Here is a 24,984-nt window from a genome sequence, read left to right as displayed (position 1 = left end):
TCACAGATAGAAGCCGGAACTCGGATATCCCCGACGGGCGCACGCCTTGCACGCAAGTTCTTATTCGGCGGCTGCGGAAGCGGGGCCTCCCGCAATTACGGAGACAGTGCACGAAACTCTCACCCGCAGTTGAGTGCACTGTCACCGTAACGAATCCGGCATTCGCGCCAAGCTGCTCAGTGAGGCCGGCCCGACCATGCGGGCCGAGCTGATGGACGACCGCGCGAGATCCATCTCGGCTTGAAACCGAAGCGTCGAACAGGCCCAAGCGTTGGCGAACGGCTGCAGGCGCCTAGCGAGGCGATTGCCTGACGAACGTCGTGGGACATGCGGCCTCACGCATACGCAAAAACGGCAACTATCCCCTGGAAGCTATTGAGCCGCCGTCACGCGCAACGATTTCCTCAGGGCCCGTTCGGGGTTCGATTCCGGGTCCGCGATCGGGCGGCGGTAGGTCGCGACGCGGCGCAGCCAGCCGGCCTCGAAGACACGGTTGGATGGAAGGTTGCGAACCCTCTGCTGCAGGACGAACTGCGCCGCATCGGCGAATTCGGCGCGCACGGCCTTCGGATCGCCGGTCACGCCATTCATCCTGAGCAGCACCTGCTTGAGACCCCAACCCTGCCGCCGCCCGGTCTGCCTGTCCATGGCGGCTTCGTTCGGGTTGGTGCCCTCGCCCTTGAAGTTGATGTAGTCGATCAGCGGATAAAAATCCTCGGAGGCGCGAATGACGCGCGTGAACTGGATGACGATATGGTCGCGCTCGGTGCCGTCGGGCGTCGTCTTGAGGATCTTCTCCATCGCACCTTGCGCCCGCACCACCATGAATTGCGTCTGCTCCGCCACGGTGTCGAGCATAAACTGCCTCAACTCTTTCATCCGCGGTGAGTTGACGTTCCTCCTGAACTCGGCCCGGCTGGTCCACGGGTTGGCCGGAATTTGCGCCTGGTCCAGCCAGGCGGGCAAACGCACGTTCTTCTGGCGCATGAATTCGAGAAGGGCCGGAAAGCTCTCCTCGAAAGGCAGCCATTTGCCGACAGGAAACCAGATGAAATGACCGATCCCTAAGGAAGCGAATTCCTCGTTCGCATTCCAAGACGTGATCGCATCAATTTTTCCGCCTGTTTCATTCAGCCAGATCTTCTGGCCGATCTTCTTCGCCAGATCGCCCGGCAAGACGAGCTGCGGTACAGGTAGATCCTTGGTTAGATCCTTGGCTGGATCTTTGGCCTCGTGGCTCGATTTCCGGGCGTCCGGCATTTGAACGGCAGCTTCCGGCGCCGGCTTCTGCGCCTCATTCTGTCGCAGGGCTGGTTCGCCTTCCGGCTTCCGCGTGCGGGATGCTGGCGCGACGCCAGGATCACCCTGTTCTCTTTCGCTATCAGTGACGCGTGTCGCGGCCGGCGCGGCTGTTTCCGCCAATGCCGTTTGCGTCGCCATGCCGGCGACGATGACGCACGAGAGCAGCCATGCGCCGCAGGCAAGCACCTTCGCGCTGTACCCGGGCTTCGCCTGCCGTGCCGTTCTCCTGCCGCTACCCGCAGGCCAGCAGCCAATGAAATCGCCGCCCATGTCCATGTTTCCGAAGGCCAGCCTGACGGGAAGGGTCGTACAGGCGAACAACACGATGCGTATGGCAAAATCGTGGGGTCATAGTGGCGGCCCGGTGCCGGCGCCACAGGATGAGGGGATTGAGCGCATATGATCAGTACAACTAGTGCAAAACGTAATCACTTCATCCCTTCCAGCACCTTCCGCGCCTCACCCAACAACGCTCCAATCTGCCGTCGCTCGGCGATCGCCTCCCTGGTGAACAGCCCATGCTTGCGCGCGTTCCGGTTTGCCTTTGGCGCGCCGGGAACCCTTCGCGCCGCCGTGCATGCGGCAGCGCTTCTTGCCGTGCATCGCCGGCGCGCGGCACGAACTACCGGAGCGGCTTTTGGCGCCGCACCGCGGGCTCGCCTGCATCGGGCCTGTAGTTCTGATGTGATCGTTCATGCCTCTGCTTCACGCTTGGCCTCAGCGGAATCGCGCCCTCGCCTGGCCCCCGCGGCCTTCGGCGCCTTCCGCGCCGCGGATGCCCGGCTCTTGTCCGAGACGATCACCCGCGCGTGCTGCGTGACGTTGCCGACAATGGCCTTGCCGCCGTCGGCAACCGATACGTTCTGCACGGTGATGGCGGGCTCGCCATGGCTGCGGTAGCGGTTCAGCGCCTCCATCTGGGCGGGAAAGGTGCGGGCGAGCCGTCCGAGGGCGCGGGCGGCGCTGTCGTGCTGGGCAAGGTCGTCGGCGTTCGCAAGGTGATGGGCGCAGCGCATCGCCATCACATGAACCGAAACCATCTGCGCCACCAGCATCGCCTCGAGGGAATCGCGGGGGCGAATGCTTCTGACCATCGAAAGCATGAAGGAGAGGGTCACCTCGTCGGGGCTCTCGCCGCTCACGCTTGCCTTCACCAATTGCCTGACAATGCCGTGCATCGCCTCGCGGTCAGTGACGCCCAGCGCATTCGCCATCAGCCGTTCGCCGAGGGCCTGATCTGGATGGTCGATGGCGAAGCCGTGCGACTGAAGTTTTATCCGCGGGGCCGCATTCGTCTGGTCGGTTGCGGCGACCGTCGTTGGCGTCGTGATATCAGGAGCGGTGTTCATGTGGAGATTTCCTTCGACGCGCGCCTGCTAGCCCGCGCGATTCGGCCACGCGCGGGCGATTGCTCGCCGCGGTGATCAGGTGAATTTCAATTGAGGGTGAGGATGTTTCGGCTGCGACGGCCACGCCCGGTAACGCGAGGCGACGGCGCGGCAGGACTTCGGAATATCGGAAAATGCCCCTGATTTGCCCGACGTGTCAAGTCGTGATGTCGAACGCCGGCCGCCGCCGGCTACTGTGCATGGGGTTGTTTTCGATATTTTTGGAAATGCACCCCTTCGGAAGGGAGTTCTCCAGTGCCCTCAAGCCGATGGCCTGGTGAAGACGTAGACCAGGCCCACCAGCATGAGTGCGCCGACGCTGGCCATCAGGATCGGGCCGGGCGCGCTGCCGATCCAGAACAGCAGAAAGCCGACGATCATGCCGGCGAGGGCCAGCAGCTTTGCTCGCAGCGGGATGGCGCCGCGCTCGCGCCAGTCGCGTAGCGCCGGCCCAAACTGCGGGTGGGAGAGCAGCCAGTTTTCCAGTCGCGGAGACGATCGTGCAAAGCAGGTCGTCGCGAGAATCAGGAACGGCGTCGTCGGGAGCACCGGCAGGAAGGCTCCGATGAAGCCGAGCGCGACGAAGAAAAAGCCGAGAACAAGATAAAGCCGACGCATCAGCCGCAACCCATCATGCAAGCGCGAGGACGTGATGAAGCGTTTTCCGCTAATCCTTATCCGCCGCTTGCCGCAGCTTGAAATGCCCGAACGCGGTGGCGATCGGCTTTGACGCGTCGTCCTGCCAAGCCTGCGCCTGAAAGGCGACGATGCGAAGGCCCTGCTTGACGATCGAGACATTCGCGAAGCTATCCAGCGCCCGTCCCGAGCGCAGATAGTTGATGGTCAGGCCGATCGGCTTTGGCGGCGTTGCGATGCCGAGTTCGCGCGCCACGCCGATGATCGCCGTCGTCTCCAGGAAGGCGCCGGTGATGCCGCCGTGGATCGCGGGCAGCACCGGATTGCCGATGAGCTTTGACGAGAACGGCATGTGCAGCACGCCGTCGTCAGCGATGCCGATGCCGAGGCAGCGCGCGAACGGGCTGTTGGCGAACGGGCCTGAATCTTCCTCGGGCAAGTCGAGGGTCGGCACGTCATACGCTTCCCTGTCCTGCAGCATGTTGGTGCGGTTGGCGCCGATCATGAAGCAGGCGGCGGCGGTCGCGACCGGGTCCTGCTCGGTCTCCTGATAGGCGGTCGCGCGCACGAAGGCGATCGAACGCGTGACGTGGTAGCAGATCGCATGCGCCTTGATGTCGAGGCCGGGCTTTGCCGGCTTCTGGTAATCGATGCGCAAATCGAGCGTCGCGATCGCGCGGCTGCCGTCGAGCGCGAGTTGCACGGCCATGCCGCAGCTTTCGTCCAGCATGGCCGTGACCACGCCGCCGTGGATCACGCCGGATTGCGTGTCGCCGGCGAACACGGATTGATAGGGCAGGCTGGACCAGGCTTCGCCGCGCTCGGCACGATCGATGCGAAGGCCGCTGGCGCGCCCGTAGAGCGACCGGCGTTCGGCGATCGCTTTTGTGAGTTGTTCGAACGGCAGCGGCTGTCCGTCATATACTGTGATTTCTGACATGCCTCAGATTAGCATGCCGACGTCACGAATTGTGCAACAATGCGCATCAGGTGCCAGCATCAGCGCACCTGACGTGCCTTACGGAACTGCCTGCTGGGCGCGCGAAATACGTTGAACGTCGTCGTCACCCTTGGGCCTATTGCGGCCCACTGCCGAAACCTGGCTTGAGGGCAGCCTTGATGATCTTTCGATGCACTCGATATCTGCTCGTAATCGCTTCAGCTCAAAATAGGCTTTGACGAAGTTGAAATCTGCAGGGATGGCCGTAGCCGAGCGTTTACGCATATCCAATTCCTTCGTCTTATCCAGCAAACTATTGATCGTCGCATCTGCGCAAAAAAACAGCGCGCGCGGACTCGCAGAGGCCTGGGCCCCCCTGGCTCTCGACGAGTCCGCAACGACCGCGCCGCTCTGCCCCCACAGGTGAAGATTTACTGATGTTTGCCGCAGAGTCTGTAGCGCGGCGAACACAGCAACATTGAACTCATGAATGTGGTAACAGGGCTACAGTTTTTTCATCGTTGGCTAGCAAAGCACCCCGTTGCCTTCTGAACGAGCAATGCGCGATGGCGGCAACCAGCATGCGGATGATGTAACAATACGCATGATGCGCCGGCGTCAGCGGAGGTGGTCCTCGACCTGAAAATCTGCCTCTATTCAAGCCCCGGCGGTATGGACGTCCGCGGAGCTGTTGCGTGTGGGAGTGGCGATATGGGTGGCTTGGTGATCAGTGGCGGCCGGGTGGTGGATCCCGCCAGCGGGATGGATGGGATCGGCGATGTTGCCGTGCTGGATGGCCGGATCGCCGCGGTCGGCGCCGATCTCGGCAGCGCCGAACGGGTGATCGACGCGACCGGGCTCGTGGTGGCGCCGGGCTTCATCGACCTGCATGCGCACGGCCAGTCGATCCCGGCGGATCGCATGCAGGCCTTCGACGGGGTGACGACGACGCTCGATCTCGAGGCCGGCGTGTTGCCGGTCGCATCCTGGTATCGGCGCCAGGCCGACAAGGGGCGCGTGCTCAACTACGGCGCCGCGGCCAACTGGGCTTTTGCACGCATCGGCGCGATGACGGGCTCGAACGCGGAGAGCTCGCTGGAGGCGTTCGGCAATGCCATGCGCGACCGCCGCTGGATGGATAATGTGGCGAGCGAGACGGAGGTGGTGGGCATCCTCGACCGTCTCGCGATCGGGCTGAACGAGGGCGGCATCGGCATCGGCATCCTCAACGCCTACGCCCCGGGCGCCGGCGTGCAGGAGCTGACCGCGGTGTGCCAGCTGGCGGCCGCGCATAATGTCGCGACCTTCACCCACGTCGCCTACATGTCCCGCATCGATCCCGAGAGCGCGGCTGAGGCCTATATCCGCCTGATCGGCTATGCCGGCGCCACCGGCGCGCACATGCACATCTGCCACTTCAACTCCTCCAGCAAGACGGATGTCGAGCGCTGCGCCGTGCTGGTGAAGAAGGCGCAGGCGCAGGGCCTGCCGATCACGGTGGAGGCCTATCCCTACGGCACCGGCTCGACGGTGCTGGCGGCGGCGTTCTTCAGTGACCCCGAATTCGAGGCGCGCAACGGCCTCGGCTACGATTCGGTGCAGCGGGTGACCGACGGGCGGCGCTTCCGCGACCGCCAGGAACTGCTGGCGGCGCAAGCCGAAGAGCCTTCGACGCTGGTGCTGTGGCATATCCTGGATACCGAGAACAATCCGCACCATCGCGATCTGCTGGATATATCCGTGCTGTATCCCGGTGGTGCGATTGCCTCCGACGCGATGCCCTGGACGCTGTCGGACGGCAGCGTCTACACCGGCGACGCCTGGCCGCTGCCGAACGACGCCACCTCGCATCCGCGCTCGGCCGGTTGCTTCACCCGTTTCATCCGCGAGTGGGTGCGCGAGCGCAAGGCGGTGTCGCTCCTCGAAGGCATCCGCAAATGCGCGCTGATTCCGGCGGAGATTCTTTCGGCAAGCACGCCGGCGATGCGTGCCAAGGGAAGGCTGCAGGTCGGTGCGGATGCCGACATCGTCGTGTTCGATTTCGACGCGCTGACCGACCGCGCGACCTTCTCGGCGATGAACCGCCCGTCGGAAGGCGTCAGGCATCTCGTGGTCAGCGGCCAGCCGCTGATTTCGGATGGCGTGCTGGACGTGGCGGCGCGGCCCGGCCTTCCGGTGCGCCGGCCTGTTGTCGAGAGCTGATCGTGCCGGCCCCGGTCCTGCTGGTCACCGGCTTTCTCGGTGCCGGCAAGACCACAATCGTCAACCACCTGCTGGCGCATGCGGAAGGGCGGCGCATCGCCGCCGTGGTCAACGATTTCGGTGCGATCAATATCGATGCGGAGCTGATCGCTGGCGCCAGCGACGGCGTGGTCAGCCTGAGCAATGGCTGCATCTGCTGCACGCTGGAAGGCGACCTCCTGCGCACGCTCGCCGCGCTGCTGCGGCGCGATCCGCAACCGGAGTTCATCGTGATCGAAACCAGCGGGATCGCCGATCCCGCCGATATCGTCCGCAACCTGATGGATCCGCTGATCTGGAAAGAAGCGCCGCTGGAGACGGTGCTGTGCGTGGTCGACGCGACGACAACGCCGGCGGTGCTGAACGACGACGCGCTGTTGCGGTCGCAGCTCCGCGCAGCCGACGTGGTCGCACTCAGCAAGGTGGATCTGGTGGATGCAGCTCGCAGCGCGCAACTGCGCGAGACAATTCGCGCGCTGCACCCGGCGGCGACAGTCGTCGATGCCGTGCATGGCGAAGTCCCGGCTGCCCTTCTTTTCCCCGTCGACGTCGACCGCGCCCTCGTGCCGCGCGATGTGCAGCCACAACGTCCCAAGGCTGATCGGTTCGAGACACTGAGCTGGACATCGGAACGGCCGTTATCGCTGCCACGCTTGCAGCAGGCGATCGGCCGGCTGGCATCGAAGCTCATTCGGGCGAAGGGGTTGTTCGAGACCGTGGAGCAGCCCGGGCGGTTGATGGTGTTTCAGCTCGCCGGCGGCCGCGCGACATTGGCGCCCGGCGGATCGGTGGCGGCCGGGATGCCGCGGACACGGATCGTATTCATTGCCGAGATCGGCGTTCTCTCGAAGGCCGAGATCGACAACATCATGGACAAATGCATCGGATGACGTGCGCCTGTTGCTATTGCTGCAACGACGCGACACTCGCCGCAATGTTCTCCGCGAGCGCCTGCACCAGCGGCACGTAACGGGCGATGGCGTCGGCGCGGTCGAGCGCCGATGTGAAGTAGGTCATGCCGACGGTGGCGAGGACGCGGTCATTGGCGATGATCGGAACGGCGATCGTGTTCGACGAGCGCGGCTCGACCATGGGGTCGCGTTCGGCAAAGCCTTGCTTGCGGATGGCGGCCAGCAGCGACAGCGCGCGCTTGCGTTCGACGGCGAGCTTGTCTTCGCTCTGCTGCGAGCGCGCCAGCATGTCGAGCAGGATCGAGCGCTCGCTGACCGGACAGAAGGCCAGATAGGCGCGGCCGAGCGCACGGCCGAGCAGGCTCAAATGCATGTTCAGCGTGCCGTGAAACGGCGAGACCGGACTGTCGGGAATGGTGCTGAAGCGCACCACGACCGAGCTGCGCTCGAGCACGGCGATGGCGATCGGCCATTGATATTGCCGCGTGAAGGCGAGCGCCCAGGGGCGCGCGGCCTCCACCACCAGCGGATCGCCGTGAAAGCCGTTGCTTAGCGACTTGACGCGCGAGGCGACCGCGTAGCCGCCCTGGCGAGGATCGTTGGCGGCATAGCCCATCGCGCAGAGCGACTTCATCAGCCGTACCACCGTCGATTTCGGCAAACCGGTCGCCTTGTGCAGGCGATCGATCGAGGTGACGCGGTGGCGGTTGAGCTCCTCCAGCAGCAGCAGCGTGCGGGCGGCGGCTTCGACGGTGTCGGACTTCAGCGGCATCTAACTATTCCACCTGGTGGAACGCGGCGGAATAGCTATGGCCGACCGGCCGCCTGCCTGCAATGGTTTTCGCCAAGCCACGCCGGAGCGCGTTTGAACGCGGTCCTGAGCAGATGGCGGGGAGGAACAATGTCCGGAGACGTCGTCAGGCCGCATTTTTCGTCGTTTCGCCGCCGTTTCGCTGCGCGGCAGACGGTTGTCGGCACCTTCATCAAGACGCCGACCACCCATGCGACCGAGATCTTCGGTGCGCTTGGCTATGATTTCGTCGTGATCGACGAGGAGCACGCGCCGATCGACCGCGCGATGACCGATGTCATGCTGCTGGCCGCGCGCGCCAGTAATCTTGCCGGCATCGTGCGGGTGTCGTCGGACGACCCGGCCAAAATCCTGTCGTGCCTGGACTGCGGCGCCGCCGGCGTGCTGGTGCCGCATGTCGCGACCGTCGAGAAGGCGCGCGCGGTCGCAGCCGCGGCGCGCTATCGCGGCGGACGGCGCGGCTACTCCGGCTCGGCCCGCGCCGGCGCTTATGGCGGCACGCCGATGTGGTCACTGGTTGAGGAACAGGACGCCTCGGTCTGCGCGATTGCGATGATCGAGGACCCCGAGGCACTGGATCAGATCGATGCCATCGCGGCTGTCGACGGCATCCACGGATTCTTCATCGGTCGCGGCGATCTCACCGTCGCCCTCGGCGCCAAATCGTCGGCGGATGCGTCGGTGAAGGACGCGGTCACGCGGATCATTGCGGCGGCCAATAAAGTAACCAAGCCCGTCTGCGTGATGGTCGCAAGCGCGGCGGAAGCGAAAGACTTCGCCGGGCTCGGCGCCAGCGCCTTCATCATCTCGTCGGACCAGGGCCAGATGCGCCGGGCCGCGGCGCAGACGCTCACCGATTTCAGGAACCTCGTTCAAACCATGGATGGCCTTCATGTATCACAACAGTGATCCCCGCGCCGCGCTCGCGGCTGCGCCCGTCGGCGCAAAGCCCGCCGCCACGCATTTTGCCGGCGCGGAGTATGCGAAATTCTATGAGACGGAGCCTGCCGAAAACCAGAACGGCGCGCGTACCTGGTACGCCCGCGGCCAAAACTTCATCATTGCCTTTAGCGAGGCCAATACGGGCGCGGTGCTAGCTCGGGCTGACCAACCGGACGAATATGTCGTGCTGCTTCCCGATCCTGGCGCGGGCGCCGAGATCGTATGGGGCAATGAGCGCGCGCTGGTCAACGGCCACACCATCAGTTTCGTACCGGCAGGTGCGAGCTCGATCACGCTGCTCGGCCCTGCCAAAGTGGTGCGCATGATGACGACGCGATCGGAAGATCTCGCCAGGCGTTGCTCCAACGCAGCGTCCTATGCGACGCCGCATCCCAACCTGCCGCCGTTCGAGCCGTGGCCCGAAGCGGCCGGCGGCCCGAAAATTCGCACCTACAGCCTCGACATCGCGGCAACGCCCGGCAGGTTCGGGCGGATCTTTCGCTGCTCGACCTTCATGGTGAACTTTCTCGAGCCGCGAAACGGCCCGCGCGATACGACCAAGATGTCGCCGCACCACCATGACGATTTCGAACAGTGCTCGCTGGCGCTGGCCGGCACCTTCATCCACCATCTGCGCTGGCCATGGACAACAGACATGGCGCAGTGGCGCGACGACGATCACGAACATTGCGGGTCGCCCTCGATCGCCGTCATTCCACCGCCGTCGATCCATACCACTCAGGCGATCGATCCAAAACTCAATATTCTCGTCGATATCTTCTGCCCGCCGCGCATGGATTTCTCGGCCAAGCCCGGCTGGGTGCTGAACGCGGACGATTATCCGATGCCCGCGCAGGCGCCCGCCGGCAAATCCGCCGCCTGATACGCGTCACATTGAAAGGGCCCGACATGGCCGAGAAACAAGCGTCCTATCCGACCACCGTCCCGCTGCCGCCGCTGTCGCGTCCGGCGGAAGTCGCCGAGCTCCTGGTCGGCGCGATCGATCTGCATTGCCATAGTGGGCCGGCGGCGATGCCGCGCATCCTCGATCACCACGAGGAACTGCTTGATGCAGCCGCGGCAAAATTCCGCGCGGTGCTGTTCAAGGATCATTTCTACGCCGGCATGCCGCACGCGATCCTGCTGGAGAAGCTGTTTCCGGAGACCAATGTAAAGCTGTTCTCTGGGATCGTGCTGAACAATGCATCCGGCGGCATCAACCCGCATGCGGTCGATCACACGATCAAGCTCGGCGGCAAGATCGTCTGGATGCCGACGCTGTCGGCAGCGAACCATATCAAGGCGATGGCCGCAGGAAACTCGACCTTTCCAAAGACTTCGCAAAGGATGCTGGATCCGATCCCGCTTTCCGCGCTCGATGCCAATGGCAAGCTTACGGACTACACCAAGAAGGTGATCGATCTCATCGCGGAAGCGGACATCATCCTGGCCGGCGGCCATCTGCCCGCTAGCGAGCTCCACATCCTGTTCGACGAGGCGGCGCGGCGCGGCGTCAAGAAGATGATGGTCAACCATCCGACCTACATCGTCGGCTGCAACGACGCGGATATCCGCCAGCTCGTCGCGCGCGGAGTCAAGATGGAACATTCGATCTGCATGTTCATCGAGGGCAAGTCGCTGAAGTACAGCCCCGACGACCTCGCGCACTTGATCGAGGTGGCCGGCGTCGACAACACGATCCTGTCGTCCGACCTCGGCCTGCAAGGCTCGCAGCGCCCGGTCGATGGATTCCGCAGCATCACGCAGATACTGCTCGATCTGCAGATGCCGCGCACGGCGATCAGGAAACTTATCAGCGACAACGCCGCGCAGTTCCTGAATCTTCCGGTCATGGCAGCGCAGAACGCCGCCTAGCAAGATCGGCGCAAAGACCGCAAAGCGGCACGCCAGGGGAGGGAGGCAAATGATGACGAACAGTAAGGGCTGGCAACCGATTGCCGTGGCCTTGTTGTTTGCCGCGCTGAACAATCCAGTTTGTGCCCAAGAGGATCGCAAGAAGCCGCCGATCATCCTGGAATCGACCGGCGCGTACGAAGTAGGTGGCAAGATCATCGCCAAATCAGGCGATCCCAGCCAGACGCTCTCCTGCGATCATGGTTACGTCGAATACTTCATTCCGGTGAAGCGGCGCAGCGTTGGCCTTATCATGTGGCACTCTTCCAGCACAAAAGTGTGGGAGAGCCGCTGGGACGGCGGCGAAGGCTACAAGAGCATTTTCCTGCGCAAGGGATACCCCGTCTATCTCTGGGACGGCCCGCGCGTCGGCCGCGCGAACTGGAGCTGCGAGCCGATCACCTACAAGCCTGACTATTTCGATCAGCGCAATTTCGCCGCCTGGCGTTTCGGCCTGACCTACCTGAACTGGCATCCGGGCCTGCAGTTTCCGACCGCCGACAAGGAGGCCTGGAATCAGGCGACGCGCGCCCGCTATGACGAGTTCGATACGCTGGAGAATGCATTGCTGCAAGCCGATGCCGGCGGAAAGGCCATCGACCGGATCGGCCCCGTTGTCGCCGTCACCAATTCGGCGGGCGGCTGGCGTGCGCTGTTGTCGGCGCTGAAGGCGAGCAGCGACAACATGAAGGGCATTGTCGCCTATGAGACGCCGGGGTTCGTGTTTCCGGAAGGCGAAGGACCCGAGCCGAAGCCGGACGCGCCGTATGGTCCGAATGCCGTGCCGCTCGCCGAGTTCAAGAAGCTGACCAAGTTTCCGATCCAGATGGTGTTCGGTGACTACACTGATACGCGCCCGATCTGGGCGAGTTCGGTCAAGGTGGCGCGGACGTTTTGCGACATCGTCAATCGCCACGGCGGCGATTGCGAGGTCCTGCTGCTTCCAGACGCGGGCCTGCGCGGCAACACGCATATCGCCTTTGCCGATCTCAACAACGAAGCCGTTGCGGAAGAGATGTCGAAGTGGCTGCACCGCAAGGGCCTGGACAGGTTCGCCGGGGAATAAGCACCTCGGTCAACGCAGGCACGTCAGGAGGAAACATGCGCCCGCTCGCTTTCGGCCTCTTGGGCCTTGCACTCGCTCTTGCGCCGTCTCAGTGCGCCGTCGCGCAGGACTGGCCGAACCGCCCGGTGACCATGATCGTGCCGTTCCCCGCAGGGGCCGCGGTTGATACGCTGGCGCGCGCGGTTGCCCACGCGCTCAGCGAAGATTTCGGCAAGCAGTTCATCGTCGACAACCGCGCGGGCGCGGGTGGCAATCTCGGTGGGACGGCGGTCGCCAAGGCGGCGGCCGACGGCCACACATGGCTGTTCGGCACGCCGGCGCCGATCGCGCTCAACAAACTCATGTACAAGGGCCTCGCTTACGACTCGGAGCGCGATTTCACGCCGGTCATCCTCGTCGCCAAGTCTCCCATGATCATTGCGGCGACATCGGCCTTTCCCGCGAAGACGCTGCCCGAACTGATCGCCTACGCCAAGCAGAACCCCGGCAAGGTCAATGTCGGCCATCCCGGCAACGGCACCCTCGGACACATCACATCGGCGCTGATCCAGCAGTTCGCCAGCGTGGAGATGACGCATGTGCCTTACCGCGGCTCGGCGCCGCTGATCACCGATCTGTTGTCGGGACAAGTCGACGTCGCCATGGATTTCATGCCGACCTATCTGCCGCTGATGGCCGACCGCAAGATTCGCGCGTTGGCCGTGACGACAAGCCGGCGCGTCGCGCAGTTACCGGATGTGCCGACCGTTCAGGAGGCGGGCTTCAAGGGATTCGAGGCGACCGCATGGTACGCGATCGTCGCGCCGACCGGCACGCCGCCTGACGTCATCATGAAGGTGAACAAGGCCGTCAACGCCTTCCTGAACAGCGACAAGGGCAAGGCCATCCTCGAGCAGAATTCGCTGCAAGGCGTCGGCGGATCGCCTGATGATCTCAAGGCCTTCATCGATGGCGAACGCGATAAATGGCGGCCCGTGATCGAGGCCGCGAAGATCGCGATGCAGTGACGAGATCGCCGGCAATGACTGCAATTGAAATTCCGGCGCTGGCGATCCCGAAGGTCGCGCTGGTCACCGGCGGCAATAGTGGTATCGGCAAGGCGACCGCGGCGCGCCTTGCGGCGATGGGGGCGGCCGTTGTGGTCGGCTACAACAGCCGCCGTTCGCTGGCGGACGAGGCGATCGAGGGGCTGCAGGGAAGCGGGCATCTCGCCATGCGCATCGCCATTGACGATCCTGCCTCGATCGCCGAAGCGGCAGCGGCCGTGGAGAGGCAGTTCGGGCGGCTCGATGTGCTAGTCAACTGCGGAGGCGCCACGACGCCGGTGCCCGCGGCCAATCTCGATGAGTTAACGGATGACATCTTCGATCGCACCGTTACGACCAATCTTCGCGGGCCGTTCGCCATGATCCGCGCCTTTCGCCCATTGCTGGAACGCGGCAGCGGGGCAGCGATCGTGAACATCTCGTCGATTGCAGCGCGTACGGGTATCGGCAGCAGCCTCGCCTATCTCGCCGCCAAGGCCGGCGTTGACGCGCTGACGATCGCGCTGGCCAAGGTGCTGGGGCCGCGCATTCGCGTGTTCTCCGTCTCGCCGGCCGGCGTGGATACGGATTTTGTCGCCGGCCGCACCCGTGAGCAATTGGAGAAGACCGCCGAAAAACTGCCGCTGGCTCACGTCACCACGCCCGATGATGTCGCGAAGGCCGTGATCGCCTGCATCGTCAACCTGACGAGCTCGACGGGGATCGTGCTGCCGGTGGATGAAGGCAGGCATCTCTGACCGAACAACGCCGTGCGACATCATGAACAGGGAACGATGCAAAAGCTGAAATTCTATGTCGACGGCGCCTGGGTCGATCCGGCGACGCCGGCAACGCTCGGCGTGGTCAACCCGGCGACGGAAGAGACCTTCGCGCAGATCAGCCTCGGCTCGAAGGCCGATGTAGATCGGGCCGTCACGGCGGCGCGTCGCGCATTCGCAACCTATTCCGAAACCGGTGTCGAAGCGCGCCTGTCCTGGCTTCGGCGGATCATCGAGGGTTTCAAGGCGCGCCTGCCGGAGCTGGCGCGGACGATGACGCTCGAAATGGGCGCGCCGATCACGTTTGCGACGGAGCGTCAGGCCACCGTGGCGCTGTTTCATTTCGAGGAAGCCGCGCGCGTGCTGGCGCAATACCGGTTTGAGGAGCGGATGGCGAATGGTGTCGTTCGCCGCGAGCCGATCGGTGTCTGCGGGCTGATCACGCCGTGGAACTGGCCGCTGAATCAGGTCGCTTCCAAGGTCGCGCCGGCGCTCGCCACCGGCTGCACCGTGGTCCTGAAGCCCAGCGAGATCGCGCCGCTCAGCGCGATGCTGTTTGCCGAGATCGTCGACGACGCCGGCGTGCCGCCTGGCGTCTTCAATCTCGTCAACGGCGATGGCCCGACGGTGGGCGAGGCGATCGCGGCGCACCCCGGCATCGACATGGTGTCCTTTACGGGATCGACAACGGCCGGTGTTAGGGTGGCCAAGCTCGCGGCCGACAGCGTCAAGCGCGTCGCGCAGGAACTCGGCGGCAAGTCCGCCAACATCATCCTCGCCGATGCTGATCTGGAGAGGGCGGTCATCGAGGGCGTTCACGCCTGCTACACCAATGCCGGGCAGAACTGTCAGTCTCCGACGCGCATGCTGGTCCCGCGCACGCAGCTCGGGACGGCATTCGCGGCCGCGCAGGAAGCGGTCGGCTGCATTCGCCTCGGTGACCCCCTTGATCCCGCATCCACCATGGGGCCGCTGGTGAGCCAGGCGCAATTCGACAAGGTGCAGGATTTCATCCAGTCCGGCATTGACGAGGGAGCGACGCTGGTTGCTGGCGGTCCGGGGCGGCCAGCCGACATCAACCGCGGATACTATGTTCGCCCGACCGTATTCGGCCATGTAACACCGCAGATGAAGATTGCCCGCGAGGAAATCTTTGGGCCGGTGCTGTCGATCATCAGCTACGACAGCGATGATCAAGCGGTCGAGATCGCCAACGACACGCCGTTCGGCCTGGCGGGGTTTGTGCAGTCGGGGGATGCTGCCCGTGCCCGCAAGGTCGCCAACCGCATCCGCGCCGGCCGCGTCTACCTCAATGGCGCGCCGTTCGACCGTAGCCTGCCGTTCGGCGGCTACAAGCAATCCGGCAATGGCCGCGAGTTCGGCGTGTTCGGATTTGAAGAGTATCTGGAGGTGAAGGCGATCATAGGTTAGCGCGCCTCGCGTTCAGGCGGCGGGGCGGAAATGACCCGGTGGATGCTTGGTGTCGCGCCGGATCAGCCGGCGCAGCGTGGACGGCTCCGCGTAGCCGACACGCCGCGCGATCTCATCGACCGGCAGGCGTGTGGTCTGCAGCAGGAACCGTGCCGTCTCGAGCCTGATCCGCTGCACAAATTGAATCGGTGAAACGCCGCAGGTTGCCGCCATTCGCCGGGCAAATGTCCGCGGCGCCAACGCGACGGCTGCGGCGAGCTCCTCGATGGCGAAGTCGCGCGCGATGTTGTCGCGCACCCATTGCTCGGCTTTCGCGATCCTTTCGTCCTGTCCCGCCAGATAGGCGATGGCCATGAAGGGTGCCTGCGAACGCCGCTCTTCCAGCAGGAGATAATTGGCGCAGGCCTGCGCCAGGGCCGATCCGGCAAAGCGGCCGACGATCGCAAGCATCAGGTCCATCTGCGCCAAGGCGGCGCCGCCCGTTGCGATGGGCCAATCGGCGACCACGATCTGCTCCGGCGTCAGATTGACGGCGGGATAGCGCTGCCGGAACAGCGGCGCGAACCACCAAGTCGTGGTCGCACGCCGGCCGTCAAGCAGCCCGGTGTCCGCCAGCAGGAAGGTGCTCGCGCAGGAGGCGGCGAGCGCGGCGCCGCGCTCGAACGCGCCGGCAAGCATATCGCCCGCGCGCCGGCAGGCTGAACTCTTCAATTTGAGAAGCAGCTCGTCCGCCGAGGGCGTGCCAAGGCCGGGGACGATGACGAGCTCGACGCCGCGCAGATCGACATCGCTGCGGCGCGACCCGCAACGCACCGTCGTCACCTTGAACGGCAGCATGCGCTTCGCGCCGCCGATCCGGTTGGCGGTCGCCAATACGTCGTGGGTGATGGCCGCGCTTGAGGCCATGCATCCCTCGATCTCGATAATGGCGACCTTGGTCATGTCAAAAAATGCCCGATTAATGTCATTTTTGACACTAGCGCGCTGCCTGCGAAATCGCAACGATCCCTTGCGAGATGCCAAGGATAGGAGTTGCGCCGATGCCGAACCGATCGATGAAACAAGATGATCCGCTCGAGGATTTCACGCGCCGCGAGATCACGCTCGACGCCACCGCCAAGGTCGTCTACGTCGCCGGTGCGGGGCCTGCCGTCATCGTGATGGCGGAGATGCCGTGCATCAGTCCGCATGTGGCGCGGTTTGCGCGCTGGGTTCGCGATGCCGGCTTCACGGTCTACATGCCGTCGCTGTTCGGCCGCGACGGCGCCGTGCCTGGTGTGGAGGAGGGCGCTGCGGTCTTTCAGCGCGCCTGCGTGAGTGCCGAGTTTCGCGCGCTCGCCTCAAATCAATCCAGTCCGGTCACAAAATGGCTGCGATCGCTGGCCCGATTTGCGCATGGCGAATGCGGCGGTCCCGGCGTTGGCGCGATCGGGATGTGCTTTACGGGAAATTTCGCCCTGACCATGATGCTCGAACCATCGATGCTGGCGCCGGTGCTCTCGCAGCCGTCGCTGCCGCTGAACGATTCGGCCGGGATCGAAATCGCACCCGATGAAGTCAGTGCGGTCCGCGAACGGCTCGAGCGGGACGATCTGACTGTCATGGCCTATCGCTTCGAGGGCGACAAGTTCTGCATGGCGCAGCGCTTCAAAACCTATGCAGACGCGCTCGGCGACCGCTTCGTCGCCCGGGTTTTGCCGGACAGCGCGGCGAATACCGATCTTGCGCCGTTCTTCGCCCGCCACGTGACGACGCCGCACAGTGTCGTCACCGCGCACCTGATCGACGAGGCCGGCCAGCCGACGATCGCAGCACGCGACGAGATCCTGGCGTTCTTCAGGCACAGGCTGGTGCCGTCATAGAACGGCAGCGACTCTAATCGGGATTCGAGCGAACGGCCGAATGTGGTAAGTTCCTTTTGAAAAGGAGCCCCCATGCGTGTACTGGCTTGCACATTTCTTACGATCGCGGCCGTATCGGCCGCCGCGCCGCTGCGCGCCCAGACCTATGATCCAAATTACCCGGTTTGCATCCAAACCTATGATATCGGCGGCGGCAGTATCGAATGCAGCTTCACGTCGCTGGCGCAGTGCGCGGCATCGGCATCGGGCCGTCCGGCACAGTGCTACAATAATCCCTACTTCGCGCTTGGCGGCAGGAAACCACCTCGGCCACGCGGCGTTTACTAGCGGCGGCTGCATCGGCGTGCATCGCCGGCGCGACGCTAAATTTTGCCTACGTCAGGCGCTTCTACGTATAATGCAGCCAAACCATTCATTCCGTGAGGTCATGTGACTGCTCCCAATCCCGCCGCCGGCAAGCCGGTTGACCCTGCTTCCCTCGTCAACGTGCCGCAACTGGTCACGGCCTATTTCGCTTCGAAACCCGATCTGGCCGATCCCACCCAGCGGGTCGCATTCGGGACCTCGGGCCATCGCGGGACGTCGCTGAAGAACTCGTTCAACGAGAACCACATTCTCGCGACGACGCAGGCAATCTGTGACCACCGCCGCGAGACAGGACTGACCGGGCCACTGTTCATCGGCATCGATACCCATGCTCTTGCCGAGCCGGCACTGGCCAGCGCGGTGGAAGTGTTTGCCGCCAACGGCGTCGATATCATGATCGACGAGCGGGGCGGCTACACGCCGACGCCCGTCATTTCGCACGCGATCCTGAGCTACAACAAGGGCCGGACCAGCGGGCTTGCCGACGGTGTCGTCATCACGCCGTCGCACAATCCGCCCGAGGACGGCGGGTATAAGTACAACCCGCCGCATGGCGGTCCCGCCGACACCGACGTGACGGGCAAGGTCGAAAAGGCCGCCAACGGCTACATGGAAGCGGGCATGAACGGCGTCGCGCGGGTGCCGTACCAGCGCGCCCGCAAGGCGCCCTCGACCCACCTGCACGACTACATCCGTCCCTATGTCGCCGATCTCGGCAATGCCGTGGACGTCGCGTTGATCAAGTCAGCCGGCGTCAAGATCGGCATCGATCCGCTCGGCGGCGCCGCCGTTCACTACTGGGCGCCGCTGATCGAGCACTACGGGATCGACGCGACCGTCGTGAACAAGGCGGTCGACCCGACATTCCGCTTCATGACGGCGGACTGGGACGGCAAGATCCGGATGGATTGCTCCTCGCCGTTCGCGATGGCGAGCCTGATCCAGATGCGCGACCGGTTCGACGTCGCCTTTGCCAACGATACCGATGCCGATCGCCACGGCATCGTGACACGCACCGGCGGCCTGATGAACCCGAACCATTTTCTCGCCACCGCGATCGCCTATCTGTTCGCGCACCGGCCGCAATGGGGAAGCGGGGCCGCGATCGGCAAGACCATAGTCTCGAGTTCGATCATCGACCGCGTCGCGCGCAAGCTGAACCGCAAGCTGGTCGAAACGCCGGTCGGCTTCAAATGGTTCGTCGAAGGCCTCGGCACCGGTGGTTTCGGATTTGCGGGCGAGGAAAGCGCCGGCGCCTCGTTCCTCAAGCGCGACGGCTCGGTATGGACGACCGACAAGGACGGCATCGTGATGGGGTTGCTCGCCGCCGAAATCCTGGGGCGCACCGGTAGCGACCCGAGCCAGTTATTTGCGGCGCTGACCGCCGAGCTTGGCGTGCCCTTCTATGAGCGGATCGACGTGCCGGCGACGCCCAAACAGAAGAGCATGCTGAAGGCGCTCGGCCCGCAACAGCTCGACCTGCGCCAGCTCGCCGGCGACGCGGTCACGGCGGTTCGCACCCGGGCGCCGGGTAACGACCAATCCTTCGGCGGCATCAAGGTCGAGACCGAGGCCGGGTGGTTCGCCGCGCGGCCGTCGGGCACCGAAGACGTCTACAAGATCTACGCCGAGAGTTTTCGCGACCAGAATCATCTGAAGGCCATTCAGCAGGACGCCCAGCGCGCCATCGCGAAGGCTTTCTGATCTCCGCAGGGGGGCGATGGTTCCGAACGACCGATTCGCTTCCGGGAGCCGAGCAATCTTGCGTTTGTCTGCGCCCGGTTGCACCAGTTCGGCACACTCACGGTCGGCAAGGAACCTGCAGGCCAATTTCGGCCCGTCGCTGCTGCGATCACGCTGGGATCACGAAGAGGCACGCAGTGTGAGGCTCGGGAAGTTAGCTGTCAAAAGCCGTCCGAAGCGGGCGGCTGGTCAGCTATCACGGTACCGGGGGATGAGAATGAGTGCGGAATCGGTCGTTTACTACCTGAATCGCGTGCCTGAGAGCGATCCGAATGACCAAACCGAATGGCTTTTGACGGCGCTGGGGCAATACACCGGCGCGGAACTGCGTGAACTGCTCTATGTGGCGGAAGAACCGGGCTTCTTCGAGCTGATGCGCGGGTTATTTGCGTTGTCGGACGAAAGCCGCGCTGTTCTGCTGCATTTTCTTGAGACCGGTCGTCCGTCGGCGATGAAGGCAGCGATCGACGCGAAGGGCCGGCTGACGCTCGACCACGTCACCGCGGAGCCGCGGGTCAAACTGCTCCCTGTGATCGCAAATTAGCCGACGAATCTCTCTGAGGTTGTGTTAGGGTCTCCCAGCTGAACAGGGTTGGGAGCCTGCCCATGGCGACGAGGAAGTCCGGCGCGCTCGATGTGCTGGTGGGCGCCAGGATTCGTACGTTTCGGGTCAACCGCGGCATGAGCCAGGCCGTGCTGGCGGCGCGGACCGGCGTTACTCATCAACAGCTGCAGAAATATGAGCGCGGAACCGAACGAGTCGGCGCCGGCCGGTTATCGCGGATCGCCGCCGTGCTGGACGTCTCGGTCGGCGAATTTTTCGAATCTTCCGAAGCGGGATCTTCCGGCGTGACTTTGCCGATACGCTTGCTCACCGATCCGGGCGTCTTGCGCGTGCTCAAGGCCTATGCGCGCACGACCAATCCGCGCGTGCGCCGCTGCCTCGCGAGGCTCGTCGAAAGCATCGCCGATCGATCCCCCGGAGCCAAGGCCACCGTTGCGCGGCTCGAGCAGATCGATCGCACTGAGCAGAGAAGGTCGCCGTCCCGGCGATAGTCCGTTCGCAAGTTTCAGCCGGTCGCGCGAATCGCCAGCCGCTCCGGCGGCCGGCTGCCGGGAATAAACTCGCCGATCCAGTCACGGCGCGTCGCCTCGATGTGCCAGGACATGGCCTCGGCCGAATAGGGCGCCGGATCGGGAATGTCCTTGCGGATCTCCTTGCCGTCGAGCCAGCCGCAGCTATGCGAGTAGCGCGCCTTGCAGACGAGATGAATATCGCCGTGGTCTTGCAGCAATACATATCCATCGGCGGGGAAAAACGTGCCAGCAAGCTCGATTGCCGCCGGCGGCTGGCGCACCAGCAGGAATGTGCTGGTGGATTGCTTTTCCGATTCGGAAACCAGCAGGCCGACCAAACTATGGATCGGCGTGATCGACTGCGGTGCAACCACTGCGAGAGGCTCTGTGATCGGGCCAGCTGTCGCAATCGACAAGTATTCCCCTTCCGGTCCCCAGCGGCAGGCGATCAGCCACTCCCGGCTTCGGCCACGAATCAAGGTCGGCTTGGCGTAATCCGAGCGGGCAATATCTGCCGCCATGGCTATGACGAAGGCTTTCGCGAGCATAAGTTCCTCCAGGACGAGGGCTGGCCTCTCGTTCGCGAGTCTGCACGGCAAGTCGTGAGGTCACCGTGAGCGGTACCGTAAATTCGATGCAGGAATTGTTTGCGCGCGCGGCATCGTTGCTTCTTGGCAACGCATTGGATGCCGCCAGCGATCACGAAGCCAGAAGTGTGCTGCAGGCGCTGGAATATGAAGCTGAATCCGCGAGCCGGACCGATCCGGAAACAACGAATCGTGCACATTTACTGATCGCGGCCTCCCGGTTTGCGCGGGTGTTCGAACTGGCGGCGCCCACGGCGCCCGGCCTGATCAGCTTTGGTGCGCAGTTTGATCCGGCGCTTGCTGATTCGTTGCACGACGGAAGCCCCATCATTGGCGTTTCCGGCGTCGGCATCACATTGCAGGAAGCGTTTCAGGGCTGCATTGGCGAGGGAATAGAGTACCTCTCTCAGCTGCTGACCGGAACGGATCTGCTGCTCGATCTCCCTGAGGGCGATTGGCGTGGAAAACTCGGCCCGAACGCGCTGGAGCTGGTGGCGCAGCTCTCGGAGCGTCGTATTCAACCGGAGCGAGCGCTTTCCTGGTACCGTGCAACTCGGTTGACGGATGGTGGCGAGGTGTGGCTTCCGGCGGATATCTGCCTGCGCCGTCCGCCGGCGCACCGCGATTTCCCGCCGCCATTTCCCTTGAGCATCGGTTCGGCCGCCGGATCCTCGCGGGACGCTGCAGCCCTGCACGGCCTGCTGGAATTGATCGAACGCGATGCGGCCAGCCTGTGGTGGCGGGGCGGTCGGTTGGCCCGATCGATTCCGCCGCAGCACGATGCCAGTGCGGCGGCGGAAGAACTATTGCAGAAGCTTCGGCACGGCGTATCGACACCGCGCCGGACATGGCTGCTCGACATCACGACTGACATCGGCGTGCCCTGCGTTGCCGCCGTGTCGTGCCGGGCGGATGGCGGCGATTTTGCCTTCGGCCTCGCCGCGCGTCCCGCGCTCGAGGCCGCAGTTCGCTCCGCGATTCTGGAAATGTGCCAGGGCGAACTGGCCGACGTCGTCGTCGCCGCCAAGCGCAGCGAGCGCGGTGATGATGCGCTCAACGCGCAGGATCGCATCCACCTGCATCGCGCGGCGATCAATGCCGATCAGTGCAGACTGCTGCAACCCGTTGCGGAGCACGCAGTCCATCTGTCCTTTTCCGCAACTGAAGCGAGCGTCATATTTAGACTGATCGTACAGCGTTTGGAAAAACTGGGAATCGATACATTTTGTACCGATCTCATGCGCGAACGCTTCGCCGTGCCGGTGATCCGCGTGATCGCTCCGGGCCTGCAACTCGAGCCATCCGAAATCATCACCCCTCGGCTGCAGGATATGATTACGCTAACCGGAGGCGGCGCAACCTATACCGGGGGCGTTTCTTTGATATAGACTGAGGATATTAACCAATCGGTTCCCGGAAACCGTTGCAATGCCGGCCAGCGCGAACGCCATCACCGCAGACAACGCAGCAGCAGCGCCCGAAAGCGCGCCGCGCCTGTCGGTATCGCTGGTCGGGCGGCTTGGTGTGCGCTTCAACGGCCGGCCGATCGAGCTGCGCACCCGCAAGGCCGGCGCCGTGCTGAGCTATCTCGCGCTGTCGGAGACGAGACAGGAGAGCCGCGAACGGCTGGTCGGTTTGCTCTGGAGCCGTTCGGACGAGGAAAAGGCGCGTGCCTCGCTGCGTCAGGTGGTTCGCGAATTGCGGTCGATGCTCGAGGAGGCCGGCTATGACGGCTTCGTCGCGGAGCGGCTGATGGTCGGTCTCGACGTCGGCCGCATCGAAGTCGATATCGAAAGTGTGCTACAACTTGCCGAAAGCGGACGGGTTCACCCCTTGCTGCTCAACACGCCGCAACTCGACGGGCGGCTGCTCGAAGGAATGGACGATCTCGATCCGTCGTTTCGGGTCTGGGTGCTGGCCAAGCGTCAGACCATTCACGAACGGCTGATGCGAGATCTCGACGAAGGCCTGACCTCCGCCAGCGTGCCGGCCGAGGGCAAGAAGAAGATCGCGGCGGCGATCGTCAATCTCGATCCCACGCATGAATATGCCTGCCGCTATCTGATGCGGGCGCATGCGGAAGAGGGCGACACCGCCGGTGCGCTGCGCATCTACAAATCGCTGTGGGATCTTTTGGATCGCGATTACGCGATGGAGCCGTCACCGGCCACCGAAGAACTCGTCGCCAACATCAAGCTCGGGATTCTGGAACGCGCGCCGACCGACCGGGGCGCCTCGGCGGCGAACGATGAATTCGCGATCCGGATGATCAGGGGCACCGGCCTGCAGCCGGCGGCTCCGCTCACGCCGGCGTCCACTCCGCCGGCCAAGACGCGCCTGGTGCTGCGGCCCTTTGCGATGCACGGCGTCGATGAGGATCACAGCCATCTGGTGCAGGGATTCTCTCAGCATCTCGCCGCCTGTCTGGTGCGTTTCCGCGAATGGAGCGTCGTCGACCGTCCGCCGGCCGCCGTCGTGCTTCCCGCCTCGGGCACGGCGCCGCAATACTGCATCGAAACCACCGCCTATCAGGCGGGTCCCGAAATCAACATCGTGATGGTGCTGCGCGACGACACCACCGGGATCTATATCTGGAGCGAAAGCTTCCGCCTCGGTCTCGGCAACTGGTTTGAAACGCAGCAGCGCATCATCCGCCGGATCGCGACTTCATTGAATGTGCAGTTGTCGACCGAGCGACTGATGCGGCTCGCCGGCGAGCCCGATGTCTCGCTCGATCTGCACGACCGCTGGCTGCGCGGACAGAATCTGATGTCGAAATTCGATCCCGAGAGCTGGCGGCGAGCGGTCGCCATCTTCCGCGATGCGATCCACGACAATCCCGGGTTCTCGCCGTGCTACAGCAGCCTCGTGCAGATGAACAACATCGAGCATCTGGTGCATCCTGGCGTCTTTCGGGATCTCGACAAGGCAAAAGCTACGCTCGAATTGGCGAAGACCGCCGTTCAACTGGACCCGGTCGATTCCCGGGCGCACCTGTGCTGCGGCTGGTCCTATGTGATGGCGCTTCGCGAGGCTGAGGCCGCGCCGCATATGGAGCTGGCGTGTGAGCTCAATGACAATGATCCGTGGACGTTGCTGTCCAGCGCGCACTACTCGGCAATCTGCGGATCGATCGAGGACGCCCGCGTTCGCGCCGAGCGGTCGCTCGCGCTTTCACCCGCTCCCTCCTATCTGGAATGGGCATATCACGCCACCATACGCTTCTTCTGTGGCGACTATCGGGGGACTATCGAGGCGTGCGATCGCGCGCAAGGCATCAACAAGGTGCTGCCGGCATGGCGGGCCGCCGCGCTGTTCCAGCTTGGCGAACGCGAGCTGGCTCTGCAGGAAGTCCAACGATTCGTGAATGGCCTGCGTTCATTCTGGGTCGGATCGTCTCCTCCGACGGATGAGGCGGCTGCGCGCTGGGTCATGCAAGCACATCCCATCAGCGTGAAAGAGCGATGGGAAGCCCTGCGCCAAAGCTTGCGTGGCGGAGGGCTTCCTGTCGATGGCATCGTTCACTGACGCGCAACTACTTCATCAGGCGCAGTAGCTGATGGTGTAGTCGCCGATACGCTCGGCATGCACCTTGAACTTTTCGGCTTCCGGAATTACCGGGTCCATGCCGTTGAACAGGCGCTTATAGAACGGCGGAAGCGGATAGGTCGCGCCCGGCTTGCTAAGCTTCTCTTCGGAATCGGCGATTGCGAAGGCGGGCGGCAAGCGTACCACGATCGTATCCATCTCCTGCTCGACGAACTTCACCTTGGTGAAGCGGTCCGGAACCGTCATGAACACCTGGGCTTTGGCCAGTTGTTCCTTGAACTCCTCGACCGTGGACGGGATCGGATACTCGTTGTCGTCGTCGAGATAGTTCTTGCCGGTCGACCAGGTCTTGACCAGATTGCCCCAGCGCTCATGATTGGTCACTTGCATTCTCTCGAGTGCCATCTTCGTTAC

General features: G+C 63.9%; 26 protein-coding genes. 16 read left to right on the top strand and 10 right to left on the bottom strand.

The window, feature by feature from the left end:
- Positions 1-372: 372 nt before the first annotated feature.
- The 6 genes from QA643_RS34360 to QA643_RS34335 all read right to left on the bottom strand — a co-directional run bounded on the left by QA643_RS34360 (position 373) and on the right by QA643_RS34335 (position 4,551).
- The gene (locus tag QA643_RS34360) at positions 373-1,572 is read right to left on the bottom strand and encodes a hypothetical protein (RefSeq protein WP_283030080.1); all 1,200 of its coding nucleotides are present in this window, start codon (positions 1,570-1,572) and stop codon (positions 373-375) included.
- 189 nt (positions 1,573-1,761) lie between these two features.
- Entirely contained in the window at positions 1,762-1,905 is a 144-nt protein-coding gene (locus tag QA643_RS34355; protein WP_283035027.1) for a hypothetical protein, read from the bottom strand.
- 89 nt (positions 1,906-1,994) lie between these two features.
- On the bottom strand, positions 1,995-2,651 hold the full coding sequence (locus tag QA643_RS34350) for a hypothetical protein (RefSeq protein WP_283030079.1): 657 nt from the start codon (positions 2,649-2,651) through the stop codon (positions 1,995-1,997).
- A gap of 300 nt (positions 2,652-2,951) precedes the next feature.
- On the bottom strand, positions 2,952-3,308 hold the full coding sequence (locus tag QA643_RS34345; RefSeq protein WP_283030078.1) for a YbaN family protein: 357 nt from the start codon (positions 3,306-3,308) through the stop codon (positions 2,952-2,954).
- Between the two features lie 49 nt (positions 3,309-3,357).
- Positions 3,358-4,266, bottom strand: a complete 909-nt coding sequence (locus QA643_RS34340; protein ID WP_283030077.1) for a PaaI family thioesterase — start codon at positions 4,264-4,266, stop codon at positions 3,358-3,360.
- A 78-nt stretch (positions 4,267-4,344) separates the two neighbouring features.
- Entirely contained in the window at positions 4,345-4,551 is a 207-nt protein-coding gene (locus QA643_RS34335; protein WP_283030076.1) for a hypothetical protein, read from the bottom strand.
- Positions 4,552-4,977: 426 nt separating this feature from the next.
- Between QA643_RS34335 and QA643_RS34330 the strand changes: the two genes are divergently transcribed.
- The gene (locus QA643_RS34330) at positions 4,978-6,468 is read left to right on the top strand and encodes an amidohydrolase family protein (RefSeq protein ID WP_283030075.1); all 1,491 of its coding nucleotides are present in this window, start codon (positions 4,978-4,980) and stop codon (positions 6,466-6,468) included.
- A gap of 2 nt (positions 6,469-6,470) precedes the next feature.
- Positions 6,471-7,397, top strand: coding sequence for a GTP-binding protein (locus tag QA643_RS34325; RefSeq protein WP_283030074.1), 927 nt, complete (start codon positions 6,471-6,473; stop codon positions 7,395-7,397).
- 13 nt (positions 7,398-7,410) lie between these two features.
- Here QA643_RS34325 and QA643_RS34320 read toward each other — a convergent pair whose 3' ends face one another.
- Positions 7,411-8,190 carry a DNA-binding transcriptional regulator gene (locus QA643_RS34320; protein WP_283030073.1) on the bottom strand — a complete coding sequence of 260 codons (780 nt, stop codon included), beginning with the start codon at positions 8,188-8,190 and terminating at the stop codon, positions 7,411-7,413.
- 129 nt (positions 8,191-8,319) lie between these two features.
- On the opposite strand from QA643_RS34320, the gene QA643_RS34315 reads away from it, so the two are divergent.
- The 7 genes from QA643_RS34315 to QA643_RS34285 are packed head-to-tail and all read left to right on the top strand — an operon-like array spanning position 8,320 to position 15,386.
- Positions 8,320-9,138, top strand: coding sequence for an aldolase/citrate lyase family protein (locus QA643_RS34315; protein WP_283030072.1), 819 nt, complete (start codon positions 8,320-8,322; stop codon positions 9,136-9,138).
- The gene (locus tag QA643_RS34310; protein WP_283030071.1) at positions 9,122-10,054 is read left to right on the top strand and encodes a hypothetical protein; all 933 of its coding nucleotides are present in this window, start codon (positions 9,122-9,124) and stop codon (positions 10,052-10,054) included. The genes QA643_RS34315 and QA643_RS34310 overlap by 17 nt, the downstream gene beginning before the upstream one ends.
- A gap of 26 nt (positions 10,055-10,080) precedes the next feature.
- On the top strand, positions 10,081-11,046 hold the full coding sequence (locus tag QA643_RS34305; RefSeq protein ID WP_283030070.1) for a DUF6282 family protein: 966 nt from the start codon (positions 10,081-10,083) through the stop codon (positions 11,044-11,046).
- A 49-nt stretch (positions 11,047-11,095) separates the two neighbouring features.
- Entirely contained in the window at positions 11,096-12,151 is a 1,056-nt protein-coding gene (locus QA643_RS34300; protein WP_283030069.1) for an alpha/beta fold hydrolase, read from the top strand.
- A gap of 35 nt (positions 12,152-12,186) precedes the next feature.
- On the top strand, positions 12,187-13,158 hold the full coding sequence (locus QA643_RS34295) for a tripartite tricarboxylate transporter substrate binding protein (protein WP_283030068.1): 972 nt from the start codon (positions 12,187-12,189) through the stop codon (positions 13,156-13,158).
- Between the two features lie 14 nt (positions 13,159-13,172).
- Entirely contained in the window at positions 13,173-13,934 is a 762-nt protein-coding gene (locus tag QA643_RS34290; RefSeq protein WP_283030067.1) for an SDR family oxidoreductase, read from the top strand.
- 36 nt (positions 13,935-13,970) lie between these two features.
- On the top strand, positions 13,971-15,386 hold the full coding sequence (locus QA643_RS34285; RefSeq protein ID WP_283030066.1) for an aldehyde dehydrogenase family protein: 1,416 nt from the start codon (positions 13,971-13,973) through the stop codon (positions 15,384-15,386).
- Between the two features lie 12 nt (positions 15,387-15,398).
- Here the strand turns inward: QA643_RS34285 and QA643_RS34280 are convergent, their stop codons facing one another.
- Entirely contained in the window at positions 15,399-16,328 is a 930-nt protein-coding gene (locus QA643_RS34280) for a helix-turn-helix domain-containing protein (RefSeq protein WP_283030065.1), read from the bottom strand.
- 113 nt (positions 16,329-16,441) lie between these two features.
- On the opposite strand from QA643_RS34280, the gene QA643_RS34275 reads away from it, so the two are divergent.
- The 5 genes from QA643_RS34275 (at position 16,442) to QA643_RS34255 (ending at position 20,413) form a co-directional block, all read left to right on the top strand.
- Positions 16,442-17,248, top strand: a complete 807-nt coding sequence (locus QA643_RS34275) for a dienelactone hydrolase family protein (protein WP_283030064.1) — start codon at positions 16,442-16,444, stop codon at positions 17,246-17,248.
- Between the two features lie 72 nt (positions 17,249-17,320).
- On the top strand, positions 17,321-17,575 hold the full coding sequence (locus tag QA643_RS34270; protein ID WP_283030063.1) for a DUF3551 domain-containing protein: 255 nt from the start codon (positions 17,321-17,323) through the stop codon (positions 17,573-17,575).
- 102 nt (positions 17,576-17,677) lie between these two features.
- Positions 17,678-19,318: a phosphoglucomutase (alpha-D-glucose-1,6-bisphosphate-dependent) gene (pgm, locus tag QA643_RS34265; protein ID WP_283030062.1), complete on the top strand. Its 1,641-nt coding sequence runs from the start codon at positions 17,678-17,680 to the stop codon at positions 19,316-19,318.
- 256 nt (positions 19,319-19,574) lie between these two features.
- Positions 19,575-19,901, top strand: a complete 327-nt coding sequence (locus QA643_RS34260; protein WP_283030061.1) for a hypothetical protein — start codon at positions 19,575-19,577, stop codon at positions 19,899-19,901.
- Positions 19,902-19,963: 62 nt separating this feature from the next.
- Positions 19,964-20,413 (top strand): helix-turn-helix transcriptional regulator, encoded by a 450-nt coding sequence (locus QA643_RS34255; protein ID WP_283030060.1) that lies wholly within the window; start codon positions 19,964-19,966, stop codon positions 20,411-20,413.
- Between the two features lie 14 nt (positions 20,414-20,427).
- On the opposite strand, the gene QA643_RS34250 is transcribed toward QA643_RS34255, so the two are convergent.
- Complete coding sequence (locus QA643_RS34250) at positions 20,428-20,982, bottom strand: hypothetical protein (protein ID WP_283030059.1); 555 nt, start codon at positions 20,980-20,982, stop codon at positions 20,428-20,430.
- Positions 20,983-21,047: 65 nt separating this feature from the next.
- Between QA643_RS34250 and QA643_RS34245 the strand changes: the two genes are divergently transcribed.
- Positions 21,048-22,409 (top strand): YcaO-like family protein, encoded by a 1,362-nt coding sequence (locus QA643_RS34245; RefSeq protein WP_283030058.1) that lies wholly within the window; start codon positions 21,048-21,050, stop codon positions 22,407-22,409.
- A 40-nt stretch (positions 22,410-22,449) separates the two neighbouring features.
- A complete protein-coding gene (locus tag QA643_RS34240) occupies positions 22,450-24,549 on the top strand; it encodes a BTAD domain-containing putative transcriptional regulator (RefSeq protein WP_283030057.1) in 2,100 nt (699 codons plus the stop codon).
- Positions 24,550-24,564: 15 nt separating this feature from the next.
- Here the strand turns inward: QA643_RS34240 and QA643_RS34235 are convergent, their stop codons facing one another.
- Complete coding sequence (locus tag QA643_RS34235) at positions 24,565-24,975, bottom strand: hypothetical protein (protein ID WP_283030056.1); 411 nt, start codon at positions 24,973-24,975, stop codon at positions 24,565-24,567.
- Positions 24,976-24,984: the final 9 nt, after the last annotated feature.

Source organism: Bradyrhizobium sp. CB3481, from assembly GCF_029714305.1.
Lineage (GTDB): Bacteria > Pseudomonadota > Alphaproteobacteria > Rhizobiales > Xanthobacteraceae > Bradyrhizobium.
Note: the sequence above shows the minus strand (reverse complement) of the source record. Positions and strands in the feature narration are given on the sequence as shown.